Origin of the sequence: uncultured Oscillibacter sp. (genome assembly GCF_910587525.1) — a bacterium.
In the GTDB taxonomy this organism is placed as follows: domain Bacteria; phylum Bacillota; class Clostridia; order Oscillospirales; family Oscillospiraceae; genus Oscillibacter.
The window spans coordinates 15,749-38,611 of sequence record NZ_CAJULS010000008.1; the positions used below are offsets into that span (position 1 = coordinate 15,749).

The 22,863-nt window shown below is 60.1% G+C and carries 21 protein-coding genes; 7 read left to right on the forward strand and 14 right to left on the reverse strand.

Going from position 1 to position 22,863, the window contains the following annotated elements; all coding sequences use genetic code 11:
• Window positions 1–52 precede the first annotated feature (52 nt).
• Window positions 53–535, forward strand: coding sequence for a hypothetical protein (locus QZ326_RS01845; protein WP_295740628.1), 483 nt, complete (start codon window positions 53–55; stop codon window positions 533–535).
• 158 nt (window positions 536–693) lie between these two features.
• On the opposite strand, the gene QZ326_RS01850 is transcribed toward QZ326_RS01845, so the two are convergent.
• Genes QZ326_RS01850 through QZ326_RS01865 form a run of 4 tightly spaced genes read right to left on the reverse strand, consistent with a single transcriptional unit; the run spans window position 694 to window position 3,847 of the window.
• The gene (locus QZ326_RS01850; protein ID WP_295740630.1) at window positions 694–1,791 is read right to left on the reverse strand and encodes an AAA family ATPase; all 1,098 of its coding nucleotides are present in this window, start codon (window positions 1,789–1,791) and stop codon (window positions 694–696) included.
• Window positions 1,792–1,796: 5 nt separating this feature from the next.
• Window positions 1,797–2,321, reverse strand: coding sequence for a Gx transporter family protein (locus QZ326_RS01855; protein WP_295740632.1), 525 nt, complete (start codon window positions 2,319–2,321; stop codon window positions 1,797–1,799).
• A gap of 10 nt (window positions 2,322–2,331) precedes the next feature.
• Window positions 2,332–2,796, reverse strand: coding sequence for a NusG domain II-containing protein (locus QZ326_RS01860; protein ID WP_295740634.1), 465 nt, complete (start codon window positions 2,794–2,796; stop codon window positions 2,332–2,334).
• Window positions 2,774–3,847, reverse strand: coding sequence for an FAD:protein FMN transferase (locus QZ326_RS01865; protein WP_295740636.1), 1,074 nt, complete (start codon window positions 3,845–3,847; stop codon window positions 2,774–2,776). Before QZ326_RS01865 ends, QZ326_RS01860 begins: the two co-directional genes overlap by 23 nt.
• 259 nt (window positions 3,848–4,106) lie before the next feature.
• Between QZ326_RS01865 and QZ326_RS01870 the strand changes: the two genes are divergently transcribed.
• A complete protein-coding gene (locus tag QZ326_RS01870; protein WP_295740638.1) occupies window positions 4,107–4,874 on the forward strand; it encodes a hypothetical protein in 768 nt (255 codons plus the stop codon).
• A gap of 86 nt (window positions 4,875–4,960) precedes the next feature.
• On the opposite strand, the gene QZ326_RS01875 is transcribed toward QZ326_RS01870, so the two are convergent.
• Window positions 4,961–5,575, reverse strand: coding sequence for a YitT family protein (locus QZ326_RS01875; RefSeq protein ID WP_295740640.1), 615 nt, complete (start codon window positions 5,573–5,575; stop codon window positions 4,961–4,963).
• A 250-nt stretch (window positions 5,576–5,825) separates the two neighbouring features.
• On the reverse strand, window positions 5,826–6,518 hold the full coding sequence (locus QZ326_RS01880; RefSeq protein WP_295740642.1) for a transcriptional regulator: 693 nt from the start codon (window positions 6,516–6,518) through the stop codon (window positions 5,826–5,828).
• 273 nt (window positions 6,519–6,791) lie between these two features.
• Between QZ326_RS01880 and QZ326_RS01885 the strand changes: the two genes are divergently transcribed.
• From QZ326_RS01885 to QZ326_RS01895, 3 genes are all read left to right on the forward strand, one after another.
• On the forward strand, window positions 6,792–7,169 hold the full coding sequence (locus tag QZ326_RS01885; RefSeq protein WP_295740644.1) for a RidA family protein: 378 nt from the start codon (window positions 6,792–6,794) through the stop codon (window positions 7,167–7,169).
• 208 nt (window positions 7,170–7,377) lie between these two features.
• Window positions 7,378–9,033, forward strand: coding sequence for a tryptophanase (locus tag QZ326_RS01890; protein WP_016320621.1), 1,656 nt, complete (start codon window positions 7,378–7,380; stop codon window positions 9,031–9,033).
• Between the two features lie 225 nt (window positions 9,034–9,258).
• Window positions 9,259–10,677, forward strand: coding sequence for a sodium-dependent transporter (locus tag QZ326_RS01895; RefSeq protein WP_295740646.1), 1,419 nt, complete (start codon window positions 9,259–9,261; stop codon window positions 10,675–10,677).
• Between the two features lie 141 nt (window positions 10,678–10,818).
• On the opposite strand, the gene QZ326_RS01900 is transcribed toward QZ326_RS01895, so the two are convergent.
• The 8 genes from QZ326_RS01900 to QZ326_RS01935 all read right to left on the reverse strand — a co-directional run bounded on the left by QZ326_RS01900 (window position 10,819) and on the right by QZ326_RS01935 (window position 20,689).
• A complete protein-coding gene (locus QZ326_RS01900) occupies window positions 10,819–13,275 on the reverse strand; it encodes a cation-translocating P-type ATPase (protein ID WP_295740648.1) in 2,457 nt (818 codons plus the stop codon).
• 149 nt (window positions 13,276–13,424) lie between these two features.
• The gene (locus QZ326_RS01905) at window positions 13,425–14,801 is read right to left on the reverse strand and encodes a TrpB-like pyridoxal phosphate-dependent enzyme (protein WP_295740650.1); all 1,377 of its coding nucleotides are present in this window, start codon (window positions 14,799–14,801) and stop codon (window positions 13,425–13,427) included.
• A gap of 621 nt (window positions 14,802–15,422) precedes the next feature.
• Window positions 15,423–16,133, reverse strand: coding sequence for an ABC transporter ATP-binding protein (locus QZ326_RS01910; RefSeq protein ID WP_295740652.1), 711 nt, complete (start codon window positions 16,131–16,133; stop codon window positions 15,423–15,425).
• Between the two features lies 1 nt (window position 16,134).
• Complete coding sequence (locus QZ326_RS01915; RefSeq protein WP_295740654.1) at window positions 16,135–16,968, reverse strand: ABC transporter ATP-binding protein; 834 nt, start codon at window positions 16,966–16,968, stop codon at window positions 16,135–16,137.
• A gap of 1 nt (window position 16,969) precedes the next feature.
• Window positions 16,970–18,043, reverse strand: a complete 1,074-nt coding sequence (locus tag QZ326_RS01920; RefSeq protein ID WP_295740656.1) for a branched-chain amino acid ABC transporter permease — start codon at window positions 18,041–18,043, stop codon at window positions 16,970–16,972.
• A gap of 10 nt (window positions 18,044–18,053) precedes the next feature.
• On the reverse strand, window positions 18,054–18,932 hold the full coding sequence (locus QZ326_RS01925; RefSeq protein WP_295740657.1) for a branched-chain amino acid ABC transporter permease: 879 nt from the start codon (window positions 18,930–18,932) through the stop codon (window positions 18,054–18,056).
• Window positions 18,933–19,111: 179 nt separating this feature from the next.
• Window positions 19,112–20,320: an ABC transporter substrate-binding protein gene (locus tag QZ326_RS01930; RefSeq protein ID WP_295740666.1), complete on the reverse strand. Its 1,209-nt coding sequence runs from the start codon at window positions 20,318–20,320 to the stop codon at window positions 19,112–19,114.
• 99 nt (window positions 20,321–20,419) lie between these two features.
• Window positions 20,420–20,689: a hypothetical protein gene (locus tag QZ326_RS01935; RefSeq protein ID WP_295740659.1), complete on the reverse strand. Its 270-nt coding sequence runs from the start codon at window positions 20,687–20,689 to the stop codon at window positions 20,420–20,422.
• 374 nt (window positions 20,690–21,063) lie between these two features.
• Between QZ326_RS01935 and QZ326_RS01940 the strand changes: the two genes are divergently transcribed.
• Both QZ326_RS01940 and QZ326_RS01945 read left to right on the forward strand, forming a co-directional pair.
• Window positions 21,064–21,654, forward strand: a complete 591-nt coding sequence (locus tag QZ326_RS01940) for a TetR/AcrR family transcriptional regulator (RefSeq protein ID WP_295740661.1) — start codon at window positions 21,064–21,066, stop codon at window positions 21,652–21,654.
• Window positions 21,655–22,155: 501 nt separating this feature from the next.
• Window positions 22,156–22,455 (forward strand): DUF4368 domain-containing protein, encoded by a 300-nt coding sequence (locus tag QZ326_RS01945; RefSeq protein WP_295740663.1) that lies wholly within the window; start codon window positions 22,156–22,158, stop codon window positions 22,453–22,455.
• Window positions 22,456–22,863: the final 408 nt, after the last annotated feature.

Consider the following 22,863-nt stretch of genomic DNA (forward strand, 5'->3'; position numbering starts at 1 on the left):
CATTTTTGAGAAAGAAAACACCGAAAATACCTACATCTCCTGGGAGGATAAAATGAAGCCCCGCATTGACCTGGATGAACGCCTCGCCCAGGAGGGGTACCAGGCTCTGGTTTCCCGCCGGGATGAAATGCTGTCTCTGGCTGAGGAGATCATCTGGCGGCACTGCCTGAACCCCAAAAGCGGCGACCTCATGTCCGAGGTGGATTCTTTCCCCGACATCCGATTTCTCACCGGGAATTATTATGTGGGAAGCGTGTCCTACGGTTATGTCTACCGGGACAAAAAGTACCAGGCATATCACATCAAGGAGGGCCGGCTGCGGCATAAGCACCACAACGGCAGGGAGTGGGTATCGGAATGGCTCCCCTTGGACAGCCCGGAGACCACCCGATATTACCAAATACTTCTCTCTCTCCGCCTCACTGGCGGCGGGGGCGGCGAGGAAGACGATTACATGGGCTTGGACCTGGAGGCGGAATTTGTGGAGCTGGGTGTTTCCCTGGAATTTGATGTACTTTCCCATGATGCGATTTAACGAATTTCAGTTTGCCAGGCAGTTATCCATGATGGATGACTGCCTGTTCAGCGTTTTGGCGAAGGGAGAATTGATCGGCACAAACAGCAAAAGGGAGGAGAAGTCCCTCTTGTTCTGGTAAAAACAGGGCCGTGCGCTTGCGCACGGCCCTGTTTCGCTTACTCCGCCGGGGACTCGCGGACGGGGGCGGCGGACTCCATTCCCCGGGCCGCCTGCACATCCGCGGGGGTGATGGACATCAGGTCCTCCCGGGTCACCTGCTCCATAGCCGCCAGGCGGTTGGCCTGGTTTACCAGAATCTGCTCGAAGATATTCCGCACTCCCCGGGCGTTGCCGAAGGAGGCGGGGTCTGTGTTCTCCTCTTCGATAAAGCCCCGCACCAGTCCCGCCGCCTCTGCCTCCAGGGTGTAGCAGCCCTTTTTGCACTGCATCTCGAAGATCTTCATCATCTCGTCCGGGGTGTAATCCGCGAAGTGGAGGAAGCGGTTAAACCGGGACTCCAGACCGGGGTTGGAGTGGATGAACCGGTCCATCAGGTCATCGTACCCCGCCGCGATGACCACCAGATCGTCCCGGTGGTCTTCCATGGCCTTGAGGATGGTGTCGATGGCCTCCTGGCCGAAGTCGTTCTCCGCGCCCCCGTTGAGGGCGTAGGCCTCATCGATGAACAGCACGCCGCCCAGGGCGGAGTCGATCACCTTTTTAGCCTTCAGTGCCGTCTGGCCCACGTAGCCCGCCACCAGGCCGCTGCGGTCCACCTCCACCAGATGCCCTTTGGATAAAATGCCAAGACTGTGGTAGATTCGAGCCATGATCCGGGCGACAGTGGTCTTGCCGGTGCCGGGATTGCCGGAGAACACCATGTGCAGCGAGAGGTCCGCCGCGGGCAGGTTCTGCTCTTTCCGCATCCTGTGGACCGTCACCATGTTGATGAGGTTCTTCACCTCTTTTTTCACCGGGGCAAGGCCGATGTAGCCCTCCAGCTCCGCCTGGAGATCCTCGATCTTCTCCGGGGGCGGGGGCGTCTCCGCCTCCGGGGGCTCCGTGGCGTCGTTCCCGGTGGAGGATGCCGTGTTCCCGGGCCGGTCCGCTTTGGGCTGGTCCGCCTGGGGCGCCGCCGGGGCCTCTCCGGGCGCGGCGGGGGTTCCCCAGAAATCCGCGCCCGTGCGGTTGAGGTTGTTCTCCGTCATGGTGCGGATCACCTCCAGCTGCTGGAGGATGATCTCATCCTTTTTGCTCACCTGTTTTCGGTCCAACGGTGTCACTCCTTTATAAGATGGTGCAGATTTGTGTGTCCCAAGGCCTGGAAGAGACATGCGGCCGCCAAACCCGTCACCGCTCCCGTGGCCAGGGATACCGCCAGCAGAACGGGCAGATAATACAGCGGCGCGGCGCTGCCCAGGGTCAGAACCGCGGCGGCTGTCTGGCCGCAGTTGTGGGCCGCCGCCCCGCCTACGGATACGCCATAGACGGAGAGTTTCCCCAGCCGGACCAGGCCGGTCATCACCAGCATGGCGGCAACGCCCCCCAAAAGGGAGAACAGCAGCGCGTTCATGTTCCCCGCAAACATGGCCCCCAGCAGGCACCGGGCGGTCAGAATCATCAGCGCCTGGGCGGGCCCCAGGGCGTACAGGGCAAATACCGTCACGATGTTGGCAAGGCCCAGCTTTACTCCCGGGATGGGAATGGCCAGGGCCAGGGGGAAGAGATTTTCCAGGTAGCTCAGGGCCAGGGCCATGGCCGTCAGGAGGGCGCACACGGTCAGCTGCTTTGCAGTCAGTTTCATCCGCCGCCTCCTAACCCAGAACGGCGTCTACGCCGCCGCCGTCCTCCGCCCCTGTCCCGGTGAGCTGGACAATGATCCGGGCCGGGAGACACACGATGCTCTGCCCGCCCCGGGTGATGAGCCCGGTGCGGACGCAGTCCTGGGTGGGGCAGTCGGCCCAGGCCGCCCGGACCCCGGCCTCCCCGAAGGGCTCCCGGTGGTCCGGCGGCGGATTCTCCATCCCCCGGAGGCCGTAGACCAGCTCCAGGGTGTAGCCGTTGTTGGAGTATGTCCTGGGGGCCTCCAGAAGATTTGACAGGGGGAAGCGGTCCGCCTCCCGTCCGTCGATGGTGACGATTACCGTTCCCGGCCCCCGCGCCGTTCCGGCTCCCCTCCAGACGGCCAGAGCGCTGCCGGCGGCCAGGGCAATTACCGCCAGGACTACCAGAGCGTCCCAGCCGTTGGGCCGCAGTTTAGGAGATGACTTCCAGAACATATCCGCTCTCCGTGTCAAAATCAAATTTCTCTGCAAGTCCGCCGGTGACCGCCACCCGGCCGTCCTCCGTCACAAGGACCAGCTCGAAGGGGTTTCCACCCCAGTTGCGCCAGAAATCCAGGGCCCGCTCCTCTCCCATGACAAACAGGGCCGTGGAGAAGGCGTCGCACATGGTCCCGGGCAGGTCGCTGTCTCCAGCGCAGTCTGCCACTACGGTGACGGAGGTGAGGCCGCTGTCGGCAGGAAAGCCGGTGGCAGGGTCAATGATGTGGTGATAGGTTTTTCCGCTCTCCTCAAAATACCGCTGGTAGCCCCCGGAGGTGACGGCAAAGGCGTTTTCCAGGAGCAGCACCCCCACAAAAGCATTCTGCTCCTGCGGCCGGGCCGGGTCCTGAACGCCCACCCGCCAGGGGGTGCCGTCGGGCCGGTTGCCCCAGACCAGCACGTTGCCGCCCAGAGTGGCCATGGCCCGGGGGATCTCGTACTCCCGGAAGAGGTCCGTCAGCCTGTCGGCGGCGTAGCCCTTGGCGATGCCGCCCAGGTCGATGGATTGACCCGGGGCCAGAGCGGCGGTCCGGTCTGTCACTTTCACAGCGGTTCCGTCCACCAGCTCCAGCAGCTTCTGAAGCTCCGCCTTACCGGGAACGCGGTATTCCGCCCCGCCGGCAAAGCCCCAGGCGGCCACCACCGGTGCCACGGTGATGTCAAAGGCCCCTCCGGTCTCCCGGCAGTACCTGTCCGCCGCCTCCAGCAGAGGAAACAGATCCTCTGCCTTTTCGCCCAGTTCCAGCGTTCCGGTCCCGTTGAGGCGGAAAACGGCGCTCTCCTCCTCCGTCCGGGAGAGCTGGGACTCCAGCTCCCGGATCAGGTCCTCCGAGGCGTAGGCCGCGGCGGTGCTCCGCTTTCCGTAGGTGGAGATGACCATGGCGGTGTCCATGGCGATGACCTGGATGCTCTCCTGAACCGTATCCGGGTCCACCGGGGGACCGAAACAGGCCGTCAGACTCAGGAGCAGGGGCAGAGCCAGTGTGATGCTGATCAAACGTCTCATATCATCCCTCGATTTTCTGTGTATCATCCTATCATGATAAGCAAAATAAATGGCATACTATACACAATATATCCATAGTATAGCATGTCCGCCGCCGTATCTCAACCACGGATTCCCGGCCCGCGGCAAAAATCTGTCAGCTTTATGCTTTTTTTCTTGCAAATTCGAAAAAAACCTGTTATACTATTCGGGTATGTTGGCGGGAGACTTCTCCCGCGGAGATGATCAGAAAGAAAAAACTCCCTGGAGGTCCTGATAAATGCCTAAGAATCCTAACCACCGTTCCAAGCCGGTCAAGCGGGACGAGCCCTTGACCGGAGCGATGAAATTTTTTCTGGCCGGCTGCGTGGCCGAGCTGTATCTCCTGATTGTCCGCCGTTTCTATGTGGGCGGCAGCGCCGTACAGCAGATTGCCTGGTATGACCGCTATTTCTGGATTCTGGCCGGTCTGGGCGCGGCTCTTTTTGTCTTGGGAGTCATTCTCAGCGCCATGTGGAAGACCGACAGGAAAAAGCGGGTGATCGGTTGGTATGCCGGCGGGAGCGGCGCCTTTCTGGCGGTCTCCGCTCTGCTGATCCGGGCCCTGAACGCCCCCATGGTGACGCTGCTGTCCGTTGTGGTCCCCGTGGTGATGCTGCTGGTGATTCTCTGGAGCCTCTATGACCGGGAGTGCGCCGTGGCCCTGACGATTCTGGGCGTCTCCCTGATTTTCCTGTGGGTCTGCCGCAGGACGTTTTCCAATATCAGCTACGGCGCCCTGATCCGGGTGATTGCCGTGCTCTTCCTGGTGCTGCTGGTTGCCGCCGTGTTTTTCTTCCGCAAGGCCGGCCAGAACGGCGGCCGGTTGGGTAAGCTCCGGCTCCTGCCCGCCGATGCCGATCTTCTGCCCATCTACACTGCCTGCGTATTGTCCGCCGTGGCCGTGGCGGCGGCGCTGATCAGCGTCAACATCGCCTATTACGCCATGTGGGTCCTGGCTGTGGTGGTCTTTGCGCTGGCGGTGTACTACACGGTCAAGCAGCTGTGACTTCATAAAATCATCCCCCTTCAGCGGATCGGCTGGTCCGGCCTGAAGGGGGATTTTTGTTTCAACGGGCTCTGTGCCGGCAGCGCTCAGAGGGGCTCCGCGTTCTCTCCGCCCCGAAGGCGGCGCAGGGCGAAGTTCAGGTTGAACAGTGACCCCAGGGCAAAGGCGGAGATCACGGTGCCCGCGCCCACCTGGCCGCCCAGGCGCCAGCCCGCAAGGACCACGGTCACCTCCACAATGGCCCGGCAGAAGCCCACGGAGCGCCGGGTCCGTTTTGCCAGGACCACCATCAGCGCATCCCGGGGACCTGCGCCCAGGGCGCTTTTCATGTACATCCAGGTGCCAAAGGCCAGCAGCTCCAGGCCGCCCAGCAGCATCAGCGCGCCGGACCAGAGATGCTCCATCACGGGAATCCAGCCCAGGTACAGGAGCAGGTCGATCAGGGGGCCGCAGATGAAAATGTTCCCCAGAGTCCCGATGCCGAAGCTCTCCTCGCAGGCAATGGCGATGACGATAATCACCGCCCCTACGATCACCGCGGCGGTGCCGTAAGTTATACCGAAGGTCTGGGCGAGCCCCTGCTGGAGAACGCTCCAGGGCTCCAGACCGATATTTGCCTGGAGCATCATGGTGATGCCCACAGAGCTGACTGCCAGTCCGCCCAGAAGCCACAACAGGCGGCGGCCGTATTCCCGAATCATAAAATTCATCCTCTCTCAGGTCTGGTTTGATCGATGGCGAAATGCCCAACGGCGAGAGACTTTTTGGCCGGTCAAGGCGATTTGACACAGCCATACTTTGCGTATGGCAAGAAAGATCAACGCGGAGCGGCGAAAAAAGGCCTGTCGATTGTGCGTTTTGGTATTTTTCAAACAAGGCCGCATATTGTACGTTTTCTCAGCACAGCGGCGCCGGATTTTTCCGGCGCCGCTGTGCCTGCAAACGCAGCTGTTACTTTTTGATCTGCGCCAGGTAGCGGTACACGCTGGCCTGAGAGCAGTGCAGTCCCGCCGCCACGTCCTTCACGGAGCCCTTGAGCAGGAAAATGCCGCTCTCTTCCAGGGCGGTAATGATCTGGAGCCGCTCGTCGGAGGTCAGCCGTTCCGCCGATACGCCCAGCCGCTCCAGCTCGTGGTGGATGGCGTCCAGGGCCACAGCCTCCGTGGAGTTGCGGAAGGTCTCCGGCCGGTGGGGGGAAGATGGAGACGGCGCGCCGCCGTTCATCTCCGGACGGGCCAGATTTTTGGCGAAGAGGTCCGGATGGCACAGGTTCATGATCTGCTCAACGATAGCCTGATAGCGGCTGTCGTCAAAGTTGATGCAGAGCATGCCGATCAGCCGTCCGTTCTGCTTGATGAACATGGTGCATGAGCGCAGCTGCTTGCCGTTGGCAGAGACGCCGGAATAGTGCAGGCGGTAGTCCTGGGTCTCGTAGCTCTTGTCCATCAGAATGCTGAGGGCCACGTTAGTCAGCGGCGCGCCGATCTCCCGCCCGCTGATGTGTTTATTGGCGATGGCAATAATAGAGCGGTTTTTGTCCGTCAAATCGTGGAGAGCCACCTCGTAGTCCGGCCCCAATGCCAGCCCGAGGAACTCCGTCAGCTTTACATACTGCTGCAGCAGCGCATTGGGAATATTCGGCATACGCCTCTCCCTTCCGCCCGCGTGGCGCGGGCAATTCCCCGGGGCGTCCTGTTCTTCTGTTTGATTTTCCTTACTATTATATTACGGAACGCCCTGCCTGTCAAAAGAATTTTTTCTCAGATTGAAAATTTCAGAGCTGACAGATTTTTATCTATCATTTCCATAAAATTTCTGTTTTAAAAATGTCTATTCGTACAAATCTCATAATATCCGTTGACAATTTTTTTCAATTCTGATAAAATAATTTCACGTTAGTAAGAGGAGGCTTATTATATGAAAGCGATTGTCAGCACAGACAAGGCCCCGGCAGCCATCGGTCCCTATGCCCAGGCCGTCAAGACCAATGGATTGATTATCACCTCCGGCCAGCTGCCCATCGATCCCGCCACCGGCGCGTTTCCCGAGGGGATCCAGGCCCAGACCAGGCAGTCTCTGACCAATGTCAAGGCTATTTTGGAAGAGGCCGGCCTCACGATGGACGCTGTACTCAAGACCACCGTGTTCCTCAGCGACATGAACAACTTCGGCGCCATGAACGAGGTGTATGCCACCTTCTTTACCGAGGGCAGCTTCCCCGCCCGCTCTGCGGTAGAGGTCGCCCGCCTGCCCAAGGATGCCTTGGTTGAGATTGAGGTCATTGCAGCACTGTAACCTCTGCCCGTCCTCAGGATGGATCCGGAGGACTCCGCGCATTGCATCAGAGGCACTGTCCGCCTGCCGAGGAGCCCTCTCCGGCTCCCGGCGACCGGGGTGTTCTTTTTGTGAAATTCCTGTGAGCGATACTGTCCGCCTGCCGTGGGGCTTTCTCCGGCGACCGGGGTATTCTTTTTTCAAAATTTTATTTTGGAGGTAATGCACCATGGACAAGAATATGACCAACTATCCCCTGGACGTCCCCGCTCCCCATCACTTCACTTTCGCGGTGCGCGATCTGCCCAAGGTCACCATCGAGCAGCGTGAGCGCGCTCTGAAGGCCACCCACTACAACGAGTTTGCCTTCCCCTCCGGCATGCTGACCATCGATATGCTGTCCGACTCCGGCACCACCGCCATGACCAACCACCAGTGGGCCAGCCTCTTCCTGGGCGACGAGGCCTATGGCCGCAACACCGGCTATTATGTCCTTCTCGACACCTTCCGCGACATCTTCGAGCGCGGCGGCGAGAAGAACTGGAAGAAGATCATCGACCTGGTCCGCACCGACTGCCGTGATGTGGAGAAGATGATGGACGAGGTGTACCTCTGCGAGTACGAGGGCGGATTGTTCAACGGCGGCGCCGCGCAGATGGAGCGCCCCAACGCCTTCATCATTCAGCAGGGCCGCGCCGCCGAGTCCGTGCTGATGGAGCTGGTCAAAAAGGTTCTGGCCCAGCGTCATCCCGGCAAGGTCTTCACCATCCCCTCCAACGGCCACTTTGACACCACCGAGGGCAACATCAAGCAGATGGGCTCCATTCCCCGCAACCTGTACAACAAGGAGCTGCTGTATGAGGTTCCCGAGGGCGGCAGCTATCCCAAGAACCCCTTCAAGGGCAACATGGACATCGAGAAGCTGGAGCAGCTGATCCAGGGCGTCGGCCCCGAGAACGTGCCCCTGGTGTTCATGTGCATCACCAACAACCCTGTCTGCGGACAGGCGGTCGCTCTGGCCAATATCAAGGCCACCTCCGAGGTCGCCCACAAGTACGGCATCCCCTTCGTGCTGGACGCCGCCCGCTGGGCCGAGAACGCATACTTCATCAAGATGAACGAGCCCGGCTATGAGAACAAGTCCATCGCCGAGATCGCCACCGAGATGTTCTCCTACTGCGACGCCTTCACCATGTCCGCCAAGAAGGACGGCCACGCCAACATGGGCGGCATGCTGGCCTTCCGTGACAAGGGCCTGTTCTGGAAGAACTTCTCCGACTTCAATGAGGACGGCACCATCAAGACCGACATCGGCGTTCTGCTGAAGGTCAAGCAGATCTCCTGCTACGGCAACGACTCCTACGGCGGCATGAGCGGCCGCGACATCATGGCGCTGGCCGTGGGTCTCTATGAGAGCTGCGACTTCAACTATATGGACGAGCGCGTGAAGCAGTGTGAGTACCTGGCCCAGGGCTTCTACAAGGCCGGTGTCAAGGGCGTGGTTCTGCCCGCCGGCGGCCATGCGGTGTACATCAACATGACCGAGTTCTTCGACGGCAAGCGCGGCCACGAGACCTTCGCCGGCCAGGGCTTCTCCATCGAGCTCATCCGCCGCTACGGCATCCGCACCTCCGAGCTTGGCGACTACTCCATGGAGTACGACCTGAAGACCCCCGAGCAGCAGGCCGAGGTGGCCAACGTGGTCCGCTTCGCCATTGACCGCAGCCGCCTCACCCAGGAGCATCTGGACTATGTCATCGCCGCCGTCAAGGCGTTGTATGAGGACCGGGAGAATATCCCCAACATCCGCATCGTCTGGGGCCACAACCTGCCCATGCGTCACTTCCACGCCTTCCTGGAGCCCTATCCCAACGAGGAGAAGTAATCCCATCCTATAATTCAGCGTAACTGCGCCGCGTGGAGAGTGCGCAGATCCCCTTTGAGCTGACAGGCGGCGTCCGCGAAAACTGAAATGTTCCAGCGGACGCCGCCTGTGGTTTTTTCACCGGCATCCATTTCCTGGAAGAGAAGCCCATGGGCTTCTCCCCGCCGTATTCCATACGGCGGGAGATGTGTGTAGAACGCAATTGAGAAAGAGGAGGAACTTGTTATGAGCAATGAGACCCTGCAGACCCGCGACGGGTTTAGAAGCCAGTGGGGCTTTATCCTGGCCTGTATCGGCTCCGCCGTCGGCATGGGCAACATCTGGCGCTTTCCCATCATGGTGGCCAAGTGGGGCGGCCTGACCTTCCTGATCCCCTATTTCATCATCGTCCTTCTGGTGGGCAACTCCGGCGTCATGGAGGAGTTCGCCCTGGGCCGCCGGGCCCAGGCCGGTCCCATCGGCGCTTTCGGCCACGCCACCGAGGCCAGGAACGGCAACAAGCGGCTGGGCGAGATCATCGGCATCATCCCCATCATCGGCTCTTTGATGCTGGCCATCGGCTACACCGTGGTTATGAGCTGGATCTTCAAGTATGCCTTCATGTCCATCACCGGCGGCCTGTATAACCTTGGTACCGACATGGGCGCCATCGGCGGCACCTTCGGCGGCGCAGCCCCTGAGGCTGAGACCCTGGGCGAGGCCATCGGCATGATGCTCAAGGGCGGCATCTTCGGCGTGGGCAACAGCATGTGGCTGATCATCGGCCTGGTGGTGGCCATGGTCATCATGGTCATGGGCGTGGCCAACGGCATCGAAGCCGCCAACAAGATCATGATGCCCGTGCTGTTCGGCCTGTTTGTCATTCTGGCTGTCTACATCGGCTTCCAGCCCGGCGCCTCCGAGGGCTACAAGTTCCTGTTCACCCTGGACCCCGCCGGCCTTGTGAATCCCCAGGTGTGGATCTACGCCTTCGGCCAGGCCTTCTTCTCTCTGTCCGTGGCGGGCAACGGCTCCGTGATCTACGGCTCCTACCTGCCCAAGGACGAGAGCATTCCCTCCTCCGCCCGGCGCGTGGCGTTCTTTGACACCATCGCCGCCCTGCTGGCCGCTTTCGTCATCATCCCCGCCATCGGCGCCTCCGGCTTCTCCTTTGAGGGCATCGGCACCCCCGACGGTATCAGCACCGGCCCCGGCCTGATGTTCGTGTATCTGGTGAATATCCTCAACGGGATGCCCGGCGGACGGATCGTCGGCATCGTCTTCTACGTGGCCGTTCTCTTCGCCGGCCTGAGCTCCATCGTTAACCTGTATGAGGCTCCCGTGGCCACTATGCAGGAGCAGTTCAAGCTCAAGAGAGGTCCCGCCGTGGCCGTGATTGGCATCGTCGGCGTCGTGGTCGCCCTGCTGATTCAGCCCTGGACCTCCCAGTGGATGGACATGGTCTCCATCTACATCTGCCCCCTGGGCGCCGGTCTCGCCGCCATCATGTTCTTCCTGGTCCTGCCCCGCAAGGAGGCCCTGGAGGAGGTCAACCGCGGTGCCAAGAAGCCTGTGGGCAAGTGGTTCGAGTACCTGGGGTATCTCTTCATCGCCATGTGCTTCATTGCCCTGGTGGCCGGAGCCATGCTGGGCGGCATCGGCTGATCCCTATTCTTCCATTCACCGTCACACTTTCTCCCTATATGGAACACCCGCCGTCCAGAAGGACGGCGGGTGTTCCCCCTTGTGAGAAGAAGCGCCCCGGCCTGCGGCCGGGGCGCTCTGTGCTTTTTGGAAAGCGGCGGCCTATCTCCTGCGGGAAGATGCCCGGCGGGCCTCCCGCCGCCTGTTTTTCCGCTCCGCCCGGCGGGCCAGGACCTCGCTGCACTTGTCAAACAGCCGCTCCAGCAACATCTGGACAGGCACCACCAGCAGGGCCATGGCCGCCAGCACCAGCCACCCGGCAAAGGACAGCCCCGAGAGGGACAGGGAGAACACGTCCCCGAAGAACACCACCGCGGTCAGCATCGCCGCGCTCATGGACACCAGCAGAATCGTCCGCTTCAGATCCAGAGGCCGGGCGGCATAGTAGATCACCGTCAGGCAGTTGACGGCCATAATCACCACGCAGATGGTGGACAGCTCCTGAAGCTCCAGTCCCAGGGCGTAGACGAAGAGCTCCGCGAACAGCACCACGAAAATGGCCGTCAGTCCGCCGGGGAAGGACTTGCGGAACACGTTGTGGAGAAATTTTCCCTGGACCAGGTCGTGGTTGGGCTCCAGGGCCAGGAAGAAAGAGGGAATGCCGATGGTCAGCGACGAGATCAGCGTCAGCTGGATGGGGATGAAGGGATAGGGGAAGTCGGCGAAGAGGGTGATGATGGCCAGGAAGAAGGAGAGGATGTTCTTCACCAGATACAGCGCCGAGGCCCGCTGGATGTTGTTGATGACCCGGCGGCCCTCCGCCACCACCTTTGGCATGGCGGCAAAGTCGCTGTCCAGTAGCACCAGCTGGGCCACCTGGCAGGCGGCGTCCGCGCCGGAGGCCATGGCAACGCCGCAGTCCGCGTCCTTCAATGCCAGCACGTCGTTGACACCGTCGCCGGTCATGGCCACGGTGTGGCCCTGGCTCTGGAGGGCCCGGACGATCTTCCGTTTCTGGTTGGGCACCACCCGGCCGAACACCGTGTACTGCCGGACTGCCTGGGTGATGTCGGCGTCGGTTTTCAGCTCCCGGGCATCCACCCAGCGCTCCGCGTTTTGGATGCCCGCCTGACGGGCGATGGCGGAGACCGTTACCGGCTCGTCGCCGGAGATGACTTTCACGTCCACCCCCTGGTCGTGGAAGTAGGCGAAGGTTTTGGCCGCCCCGGGCCGCAGGGGATTCTCCAGCACCAGCAGGGCCATGGGCAGCACCAGGCCCCGGAGACGGCCCTCCTCCGCCCCGTCGCACTGGGCCAGCAGCAGCACCCGGCAGCCCTGCTCCGTGTAGGGGCGGATCTGCTGTTTCAGCGGCTCCAACTCGCCGCCCAGCACGTACTCCGGCGCGCCGATCACATAGGCCCCCCGGCCCGCGAAATTGACGGCGCTCCACTTTGTAGCGGAGGAAAACGGCACCGTCTCCCGGCTGGGCCAGGCGGGGCCGTAGGAGAACTTTTCCGCGATGGCCCGGGCGGTGTCGTTGTCCGGCTCCATACAGCGGTAAAAGGCCCCCAGGGTGTCGGCGATGTCCGCTTCACTCCAGGCGTCCGGGTCCAGGAGCGCTACCTCCCGCACCCGCATCTGTGGACAGGTGACAGTGCCGGTCTTGTCCACGCAAAGCACATCCACCCGGGCCAGGGTCTCAATGGCGCTCATCTCATGGATGAGGGTCCTGTTCTGGGCCAGCCGCACCACGCTGACGGCCAGGGCCACGCTGGTCAACAGAAACAGCCCCTCGGGGATCATGCCGATGAGGGCTGCCACGGTGGACACCACCGACTGCCGCAGCCCCAGATCCTGGGTGACGAATTGGGTGTAGAACAGTGCCCCGCCGATGGGGATCAGAACCACGCCAATGAAGCGGATCAGGTGATCCAGGGAGCGCATCATTTCGCTCTTGCCGGGGCCGGCGTCCTTTTTGGCGGCCAAGGTCAGCTTGGCCGCGTAGGAGTCCGCCCCCACCTGGTCTAATCTCGCCCGGCATTTGCCGGAGATGACGAAGCTGCCGGAGCGCAGGCTGTCCCCCGGTCCCTTGGCGATGGCGTCCGCCTCGCCGGTAATCAGAGCCTCGTTCACCTGCGCCTGCCCGGAGAGCACCGGCCCATCGGCGGGAATCTGGCACCCGGCGGTGAGCTCAATCACGTCCCCCCGCACCAACTGGTCCACCGGCAGATCCGTGACTTTGCCGTCCCGCACGGCCCGGACCGTGGCCGCCGACAGCAGTGACAGCTTCTCAATGGTCCGCTTGGAGCGGATCTGCTGGACGATGCCGATGACGGCGTTGGCCGCCACAATGAAGAGGAAGGTCATATCCTTCCAGTCCCCCACCAGCAGCAGGCACACCGCCAGCACTACGAAGATCAGATTGAAGTAGGTCAGCAGGTTTTCCCGTATAATCTGCCGGTCAGACTTGGTGGGGGACTCCACCGGGCGGTTGTCCCAGCCCGCCTCCGCCAGCTCCCGGGCCTGGGCGGAGGTCAGTCCTTTGTCCGGCGCCGGGTCAAGGCGGGGAATCTCCTGGCGGACGGGCTCTGTCCGCTCCGGGATTGATCTTCTTTTCATGGAACGCCCCCTCTGTCGAATTTTGCCTGATTGGGTTCATTATAGCAATTCTGCCCCCGTTTGTACAGAGTATCTCCCAAAATCCGGATTCAAAAACGGAGAGAGGCCGATGCCTCTCTCCGCTTCTTCGTTCCGCCGGACTGCTTCACTCAGTTTACCTGGGGCAGCTGGTCAAAGCTGGCCTGGAGCTCGGCGTCGGTGGGGATATAGTCCGTCATCTCGCCGTTATGGAATTTCTCATAGGCCACCATGTCGAAGTAGCCGGTGCCCGTCAGACCGAAAACGATGGTCTTGGCCTCGCCCGTCTCCCTGCACTTCAGGGCCTCGTCGATGGCCGCCCGGATGGCGTGGCTGGACTCCGGAGCGGGGAGAATGCCCTCCACCTGGGCGAACTGCTCCGCCGCCTCAAAGACACGGGTCTGCTCCACGGCGACCGCCTCCATCAGCCCGTCGTGGTACAGCTGGGAGAGGACGGGGCTCATGCCGTGGTACCTGAGGCCTCCGGCGTGGTTGGCGGAGGGAATGAAGCCGCTGCCCAGGGTGTACATCTTGGCCAGGGGACAGACCATGCCGGTGTCGCAGAAGTCGTAGGCGAACTTGCCCCGGGTGAAGCTGGGGCAGGAGGCAGGCTCCACGGCGATGATGCGGTAGTCCCGCTCGCCCCGCAGCTTCTCGCCCATGAAGGGGGAGATGAGGCCGCCCAGGTTGCTGCCGCCGCCGGCGCAGCCGATGATGATGTCCGGCACCACGCCGTATTTATCCAAGGCCGCCTTGGTCTCCAGGCCGATGACGGACTGGTGCAGCAGCACCTGGTTCAGAACGCTGCCCAGCACGTAGCGGTAGCCGGGGCTGCTGGTGGCGGCCTCCACAGCCTCGCTGATGGCGCAGCCCAGGGAGCCGGTGGTACCGGGGTGCTCTGCCAGGATCTTTTTGCCGATCTCCGTCTCCATGGAGGGGGAGGGGGTGACGGAGGCGCCGTAGGTCCGCATGACCTCCCGGCGGAAGGGCTTCTGCTCGTAGCTGACCTTCACCATGTAGACTTTGCAGTCAAGACCCAGGTAGGCGCAGGCCATGGAGAGGGCCGTGCCCCACTGGCCGGCGCCGGTCTCGGTGGTGACGCCCTTGAGGCCCTGGCTTTTGGCGTAGTAGGCCTGGGCGATGGCGCTGTTCAGCTTGTGGGAGCCGGAGGTGTTGTTGCCCTCAAACTTGTAGTAGATCTTGGCCGGGGTCTGGAGCTTTTCCTCCAGGCAGTAGGCCCGCACTAAGGGGGAGGGACGGTACATCTTGTAGAAGTCCCGGATCTCCTGGGGAATGGGGATCTCCCGGGTGGTGTTGTCCAGCTCCTGGCGGATCAGTTCGTCGCAGAACACGCCTCGCAGGTCCTCATAACCCATGGGAGCTCCGGTGCCGGGGTTCACCAGGGGGGCGGGCTTCACCTTCATATCGGCCCGGACGTTGTACCATGCCCGCGGCATCTCGTCCTCGGTGAGGTAAATCTTGTAGGGGATCTTGATTTCGGTTTTCATGGCGTTTACTCCTTTCAATGATCGGTCCCCTCTGAGAGGATGCGTCAAAAAAAGACCTTCATCCCAACGTAAAGGACCTGTGACAGGTTCCTTTGGGACAAAAGTCTTAAAACTTCTGCGGTGCCACCCAAATTGGCGATAAAAATCGCCCGCTCGGCGGTATGCCAGCACATACCTTTCCTTGGTAACGGGGGAAAAGCCCGTCGGAGCTTACTTCGTTGAAAGAAACTCCACCGCTCCATTTCCGCCTGACGGCAAAAATTCCACTCGGTTTCGTTCCTTTCTCCTCTCCCCACAGGGGAACGGTTCGGCCCGCCCTCGGCAGTCCATTCACCGGAGTTGTTCCTGCCGCCCTCGCACTGCCGGCGGCTCGCTGGGAGAAACGCGTTCTGGCTACTCGTCTGCGTCATCGGTTTTTGCTGTGAACTTGAACGCAGTATAAACCCGGCGGAGGCGGTTGTCAACCCCATGACGGCAGGTTTTTCGGATGTGATAAAATTTGATGAGAAATAAATGGTATTTTTATAACTTCTTGAGAAAAAATGCGGCGGATGAGAGAAACGGCAAAAAAACGGGCTGGCCATTCCTAGAGAGGGAATGGCCAGCCCGTTTCGCGCCTGCTCAGCCGCCCAAATAGGCCTTCTTGATAGCCGGGGAGGCCAGCAGCTCCGCACCGGTGCCGGCGGTGACCACCTTGCCGGTCTCCAGCACATAGCCCCGGTCTGCCACGGACAGTGCCGCCTGGGCGTTCTGTTCCACCAGCAAAATGGTGGTGCCGCCCTCGTGGAGGCGCTTGATGATGTCAAAAATCTGCTCCACCAGAATGGGGGCCAGGCCCATGGAGGGCTCATCCAGCATCAGGAGCTTCGGGTGGCTCATCAGCGCCCGGCCCATGGCCAGCATCTGCTGTTCGCCGCCGGAGAGGGTGCCCGCCACCTGCTTCCGCCGCTCCTTCAGGCGGGGAAACTGCTGGTAAACCATCTCCAGGTCTGCCGGATTGGGCTTGCCGCTTTGGGTGTAGGCACCCATCTCCAGGTTTTCCTGAGTGGTCATCTGCAAAAAGACCCGCCGTCCCTCCGGCACCAGGGCCAGTCCCCGGGAGACCACCTTGTGGGCGGGGACCTTGCCCAGATCCTCCCCCAGGAAGGTGACAGAGCCGGTTTTGCTCCGCAGGAGGCCCGAGATGGTGTTCAGCGTGGTGGACTTGCCTGCGCCGTTGGCGCCGATCAGCGTGACGATCTCCCCCTGGGAGACCTCGAAGGACACGCCCTTGATGGCGTGGATGCTGCCGTAGTAGACGTTGATATTGTCGACTTTCAGAATCGTTTCCATGTCACGCCTCCTTCTGCTTGCCCAGGTATGCCTCGATGACCTTCGGGTTCTTCTGGATGTCCTCCGGACTGCCCTTGGCGATGACCCGGCCGAAGTTCAGTACGCAGATACCTTCGCAGATATTCATCACCAGGTTCATGTCGTGCTCGATCAGCAGTACGGCGATCTGGAAGGTGTCCCGGATCTTGCGGATATTCTCCATCAGCTCCGCCGTTTCGGAGGGATTCATGCCCGCCGCCGGCTCATCCAGCAGCAGCAAGGAGGGGTTGGTGGCCAGGGCCCGGACGATCTCCAGCCGGCGCTGGGCGCCGTAGGGCAGAGCGCCGGCCTTCACGCCCGCCAGATCCTCCATGCCGAAGAGGGAGAGGAGCTCCAGCGCCCGCTCATGGGCCACTTTCTCCTCCTTCCAGTAGCCCGGCAGGCGGAAAATGCCGCTCCACATGTTGTAGTGCATCTGGGTATCCATGCCAACCTTTACGTTGTCCTCCACGCTCAGGTCCTGGAAGAGGCGGATGTTCTGAAACGTCCGGGCGATGCCCGCCCGGTTGACCTTCATGGTGTCCATGCCGTGGGTGTCCACGCCGTCCAGCAAAATGGTGCCTTTGGTGGGCTGGTAGACCTTGGTCAGGAGGTTGAAGACCGTGGTCTTGCCCGCGCCGTTGGGGCCGATGAGACCGGCAATCTCCGTGCGGCCGATGGTGAGGTTGAAGTCCTCCACGGCCTTCAGTCCGCCGAAGGTGATGCCAAGGCCGATGCACTCCAGAATGGGGCGCTTGTCGATGTCCCGGTCCGGAATCATGCTGCCGGAGGGGATGGGGACCAGTTTGGAAAGCATGTCAGACGGCCTCCTTTCCTTGCTGCTTGCGGGGCTTGAAGCGGCCGAGGAAGTTTTTCAGGGTGGGGTTGTTGGTGGCCAGCATCACCAGGATCAGCACGATGGCGTACACCAACATCCGGTAATCGGAGAACTGGCGCAGAGCCTCTGGCAGGATATAGAGGACGGCGGCGGCAATGATGGAGCCCCAGATATTGCCCAGGCCTCCAAGCACCACATAGACCAGCACCAGGATGGAGGTGTTGAAGTCAAATTTGCTGGCTACAAGGCTGCTGTAATTCAGGCCGAACAGGGCCCCGGAGGCCCCCGCCAGGGCGGCGGAGGTGATGAAGGCGATCAGCTTGTACTTGGTGACGTTGACGCCGATGCTCTCCGCGGCGATGCGGTTGTCCCGGATGGCCATGACCGCCCGGCCGGCGCGGCTTCGCACCAGGTTCAGCACTACCACCAGCGTGACCATCACCAGCAGGAAGCCCGCGCCAAAGGTGGCCAGCTTTTCTGTGCCGGTGGCGCCCTGGGCGCCCTTGATGATGGTGACAGCGCCCGGGCTCATGTGCAGATCGTCGATGGTCAGGGTGCCGCTGATGTTGAAGGCCATATGAAGGCCGTTTTCATCATAGCCCACCAGCAGGCAGTTGATGAGCTCCTTGATGATCTCGCCGAAGGCCAATGTGACGATGGCCAGATAGTCGCCCCGGAGCCGCAGTACCGGCACGCCCACAATGAGGCCCGCCAGGGCGGCGAAAAGAGCGCCGGCGATCAGTGCCGCCAGCAGCCGCACCCAGGCCACGGGCATGGCGCTCTGGAGGCTCATGGCCACGATGATGCCGGAGAATGCCCCCACACTCATGAAACCGGCGTGGCCCAGGCTCAGCTCGCCCAGGATGCCCACTGTCAGGTTCAGGGAAACCGCCATGACAATGTAGCAGCAGATAGGCACCAGCATACCGGTGAGAGAGCGGTTCAGAAGACCCTGGCTTCTCAAAAGAGAGACGATGAAGAAGGCGGCGATGACGCCAAGATATGTGGCGAAGTCCACCTTGGTGGTGGTTTTCAGAGATTTCAGCTTTTTCATGTCCGCCACCTCAGACTTTCTCGGGCACGTATTTGCCCAGGAGACCCGCGGGCCGTACCAGCAGCACCACGATCAGCACGGCGAAGACAATGGAGTTGGCCAGCTGCATGGAGATATAGGCCTTGGCCATGGATTCGATGATGCCCAGCAGCAGTCCGCCCAGGAAAGCCCCGGGAATGGAGCCGATGCCGCCGAATACCGCGGCGGTAAAGGCCTTGATGCCGGGCATGGAGCCGGTAGTGGGGGAGAGGCTGGTGGTATAGGAGCACAGCAGCACGCCGGCAATGGCGGCCAGGGCGGAGCCAATAGCAAAGGTCATGGAGATGGTGCGGTTGACATCAATGCCCATCAGCTGGGCTGCGCCCTTGTCCTCGGAGCAGGCCCGCATGGCTTTGCCCATCTTGGTCCTGCTGGTGAAGAGGGTCAGGCCCACCATGATCACGATGCAGGCTGCCACGGTCAGAAGGGATACGTAGGGGATGGTCAGCTGGCCGTCAAAGAGCTTCAAGGTGCCGGAAGCCACGGAGGCATACATCCGGGGATTGGCCCCCCAGACCTGGAGGGCGGCATTTTGAAGGAAATAGCTGACGCCGATAGCGGTGATCAGTACCGCCAGGGAGGGGGCGTCCCGCAGGGGCTTGTATGCCAGCCGCTCAATGACCACACCCAGGATGGTGCACACCACCATGGCCAGCAGAATCGCCGCCACAGAGGGGACCCCCAGGGAGGTCATGGCCACCAAGGAGACATAACCGCCCACCATGATGACGTCGCCGTGGGCGAAGTTCAACATTTTGGCAATGCCGTAGACCATGGTATAGCCCAGGGCAATGATGGCGTAGATGCTCCCCAGGCTGATCCCGCTGATCAGGTAGGAGAGAAATTCCATAGTATCATACCTCTCTTTTCTCAGATTCACCCATGGCAAAAACAGGGGCGGCAGGAGGAGGGACAGCGGCAGAGGTCCGCCGCCGCTGTTTTCGCCATGGCTGCGGTGTTCCGGCGTCCGCCGGGAGGCTTGTGCTTCCCGGCGGACCGCCTGATTGCTTGGAAAGTCGGCCGCTGAAATCAGGGAGTGACGTACACGCCGTCCTTGATGACCACGGCCATGGGGGCCTTGGAGACCTCGCCGGTGGAGGACCAGGTCATGCCCTGGCCGGTGAGGCCGTCCACGGAGATGGTGGGCATGACGGAGATAATGGCTTCGCAGATCTCCTCGGCGCTCATGTCGCCGGAGCAGCCGGCGGCCTGAAGGGCCTCGTAAACGATATACACGGCGTCATAGCCGTCGGCGGCGAACTGGTTGGGGGTCTCGCCGTAGAGCTCGTTGTACTTGCTGACAAAGCTCTGGGTGCGCTCGTCAGTGGCGTCGGCAGAGAAGGGGGTCAGCAGCATGACGCCCTCGGCCAGTTGGGTGTTGAAGCCGGGCTGGGTCAGGATGCCGTCCATGCCGTCCACGCCGAAGAAGGTGGGAGCATAGCCCATCTGGTCAGCCTGGGTCAGGATGACGGAGGCCGGCTCATAGTACATGGGCAGGAAGATCAGGTCGGCGCCGGCGGACTTGGCGGCGGTGAGCTGCACGGAGAACTCGGTCTTGGTGGACTCGTTGAAGGTGGTCTCGCTGACGATCTCCAGGCCCTTGCTGGCAGCCTCGGCCACGAAGGTGTCCCGGATGCCCTGAGAGTAGGCGTCATCGTTCTTGTAGATGATGGCCACCTTGGCCCCGGACATATTCTCGGAGATATAGTCGGCGGAGCCGGTGCCCTGGTTGGGGTCGGTGAAGCAGACCTGGAAGGTGTTGTCCTTGCCGGAGATGACGTCGGTGGAGGAGGCGGAGGGAGTCAGGGTGAACACCCGGTCATTGTAGGTCTCTGCGGCTACGGCGATGCAGGGGCCGGTGGTGACGCAGCCAACCAGAACCTGCATACCCCAATCCATCAGGGTGTTGTAGGCGTTGACGGAGATATCGGGGGTGTGCTGGTCGTCCTCAGCCTGGAACTCCAGGGTCACGCCGCTGTTCAGGGCATTGATCTCGTCCACGGCGATCTTGGCGCCGTTCATGGCCGCGTTGCCGTAAATGGCGGCGCCGCCGGTCAGGGGCCCGATGCCGCCGATCTTGAAAGTGCCGCTGGCACTGCCGCCGGAGGGCTGGGCAGCATCGGCGGAGGCGGGGGGATTGTCATTGGTGGCGGGGGTATCATTACCGCCGTTGCCGCCGCAGGCGGCCAGGCTCAGCACCATGGCCAGAGCCAGCAGGATGCCAAAAAACTTCTTCATCATACTTTCTCCTTTTAATTCAAATTGGATTTGATATATAAAAAAGCGGCTCCGCCACAAGAGCGGTGCCGCATTGCTGTCCGTCTTACGGAACGCGACTTACCTCTTGGGCGTGATTGGATGGAAAACCAGCAGGACCGCCAGCAGAACCAGGATGGCCAGTACCAGGGAATTGGACAGGCCGCCCAGAATTACCAGGGAAATTACAACAAAAATGGACGCCAGAATAATGGCGTCCAGAATATTGATAACAGCGCGGAAAGCGGCGTGCGCGCAGGCACAATGCGTATGGGAAGCAGAGGCGTCCATGGAGCCGGCGGACGCCTGATAAGACATTGTATCCATGCTGTACATTCCCATAGCGGTCATAGCCCGGCTCCTTTCCGAAAACTTCTGTTTCATTTTTTCATATTGTACCGAAGCGCCGGGCAGAAGTCAATGGGCGTTTTTGTTAGAACTTTTTTGGGAAAAGCGGGTCATTTCTGTATAATTAGTTCATAAACCAGCGGAAAATGAGAAATGATTTCGCAGGATGAGAGAAAATTCCAATTCAACGCGCCGGAGGGCAATTTTCACACAGCTGATTTTGCGGGACCACAGATCCCGCAGAACGCCGCCGGCGGCTTCGCGTTCTCGTGATATGCGGAAAGTTTCGACGTAGAAACCAATAGGAATGCTATGATTTGCTTACGAATATATTTAGAAAATATTTGTAAATTACATTAGAAAGGAGCTCTGCATCTGTGCCGTCAAAACCCGTGCTTTCAGAGGATGATAAAAGAGCCGTCCGCGAGAGGCTGAGAGGGCTGTGTGAGGAGTGCTGGATCGCGCAGGAGTATAAGAGGACAAGCATCAAAAATCTGTGCGGTCAGGCGGCAATTTCCATTGGTACATTCTACACCCTCTACCCCTCAAAGGAAGATCTGTTTTTTGAGACCATCGAGACGATCCAGGCAAGACTGGCAGAAAAAGTCCTTGATATCAACAGACGCAGTCAGTCCAAAGAGGGATTCGCGCGGTCCATCAAAGAGCTGTTCCGGGAATATGACAGCAAACCCTTTTTGTACAATGTCAATTCACCGGATTTTCAATCCTTTGTCACCAAGCTGCCGGAGCGGATGACCGGGAAGATCAAGGTTGACAGTTTCGCGTTTTTTGAACAGGCCGTCCAGGCGGCCAACCTTACCTTGAAAATGGAGCGGTCCCAGGCGTATGGGATCTTGAGTGCGCTGCTGTCAACCGCCGGCGCAAAAGAGACCCTCTCTGCTGCCTGCGATTATTTTGCCGTGTTTGACTGTATGACAGACACCCTTGTGTCCAGTATTTTTCAGTGAGAAAAATTTGCGTAAAGAAGGAGACTTGTACTATGAGTTTTTCAATTTCTGACTTCATCCCTGTTCCAAAAGCAAAGTGGGTAGAGGGCATGATTTTTTCTGCAAAGCATTTGGAGCACATGAACAAGAATATTTCAAACTGCTTTATATGCCAGAAGCCATGATTATATATCGTTTCTTTTTTGAAGGAATCGGCCTCACTGACGCATGGTGGGCTGCATGTTCTAGTCTTACTGATGACGAGATGGAAATTGCTAAACCCATTATTGAAAAAATGTTTTTATAGACATCCAGAGCAAAACCGATAGCAATAACGTGTTAAATGTTTTGCACTATTATTGTATTACTAGAGATAATGCAGAAGAAATGATGGGAAATCACTAAATACTTCAATATCTGTGTAAAAATTGGGAAAATGATAAAATTAGGCCGATTTTACCTGAGCAAGAATCGACTTTCCTGCGCAGGTAAAATTTGTTCAGATAAATTTACCCTTGACAAATGCTCCCTGAGGACAACATTTCCGGCAAGCTGCCCGGTGATTGGTCTATCAAGCTGTCCTGTGACTATGAACAGGAGCAGACACAGTTAAAGACTATTGTGGAAACCTTGGGGCGGGAAGTGAAACAGCGGGAGCAGAAAAAAACCAACGTCGGGAAGTTCATTTCTGCGGTGAAGAAGTACATGGACATGACCCGGCTTGACGCCACCATCCTGCGTGAGTTCATGGAACAGATCGGGGCGTCCGACACGTACACGACCGACGAACAGCAGAAGCGGGTGAAAATCCGGGGAATTTAGATACTCTATAACTTCATTGGTGCGCTTGATTTTGAGGAAGCGCGGGAGGAATCCCAAACTGCCCAAAACCAAAATAATGCGAGGGCCGGCACAGCTTGACGCTATGCCGGCCCTCGCTTAAAATGTTTTCTTACGTCACCGCTCCGTCCGGCGCGGGGCTTAAAAGTTTTCCTTAAGCCTTTAAAGCAGGCCCCGCCGGAAGCCGAACACAGCGATTCCGATGGGAAGAGGAGTAAAGCGGGAGAGTTCCCGCCGCCAGACAGCAACGGAGCAGAGTGAAGTTCCTTCTGCCAACCTTGTGCGGCGCGGGGACGGAGTCCCTGTGTTACGCCTCCGCCAATGCCTTGGCCTCAGCGATGGCCTTCTCCTGGGCCGCCGGCGGGCAGTCCTCATAGCGCACGAAGTGGA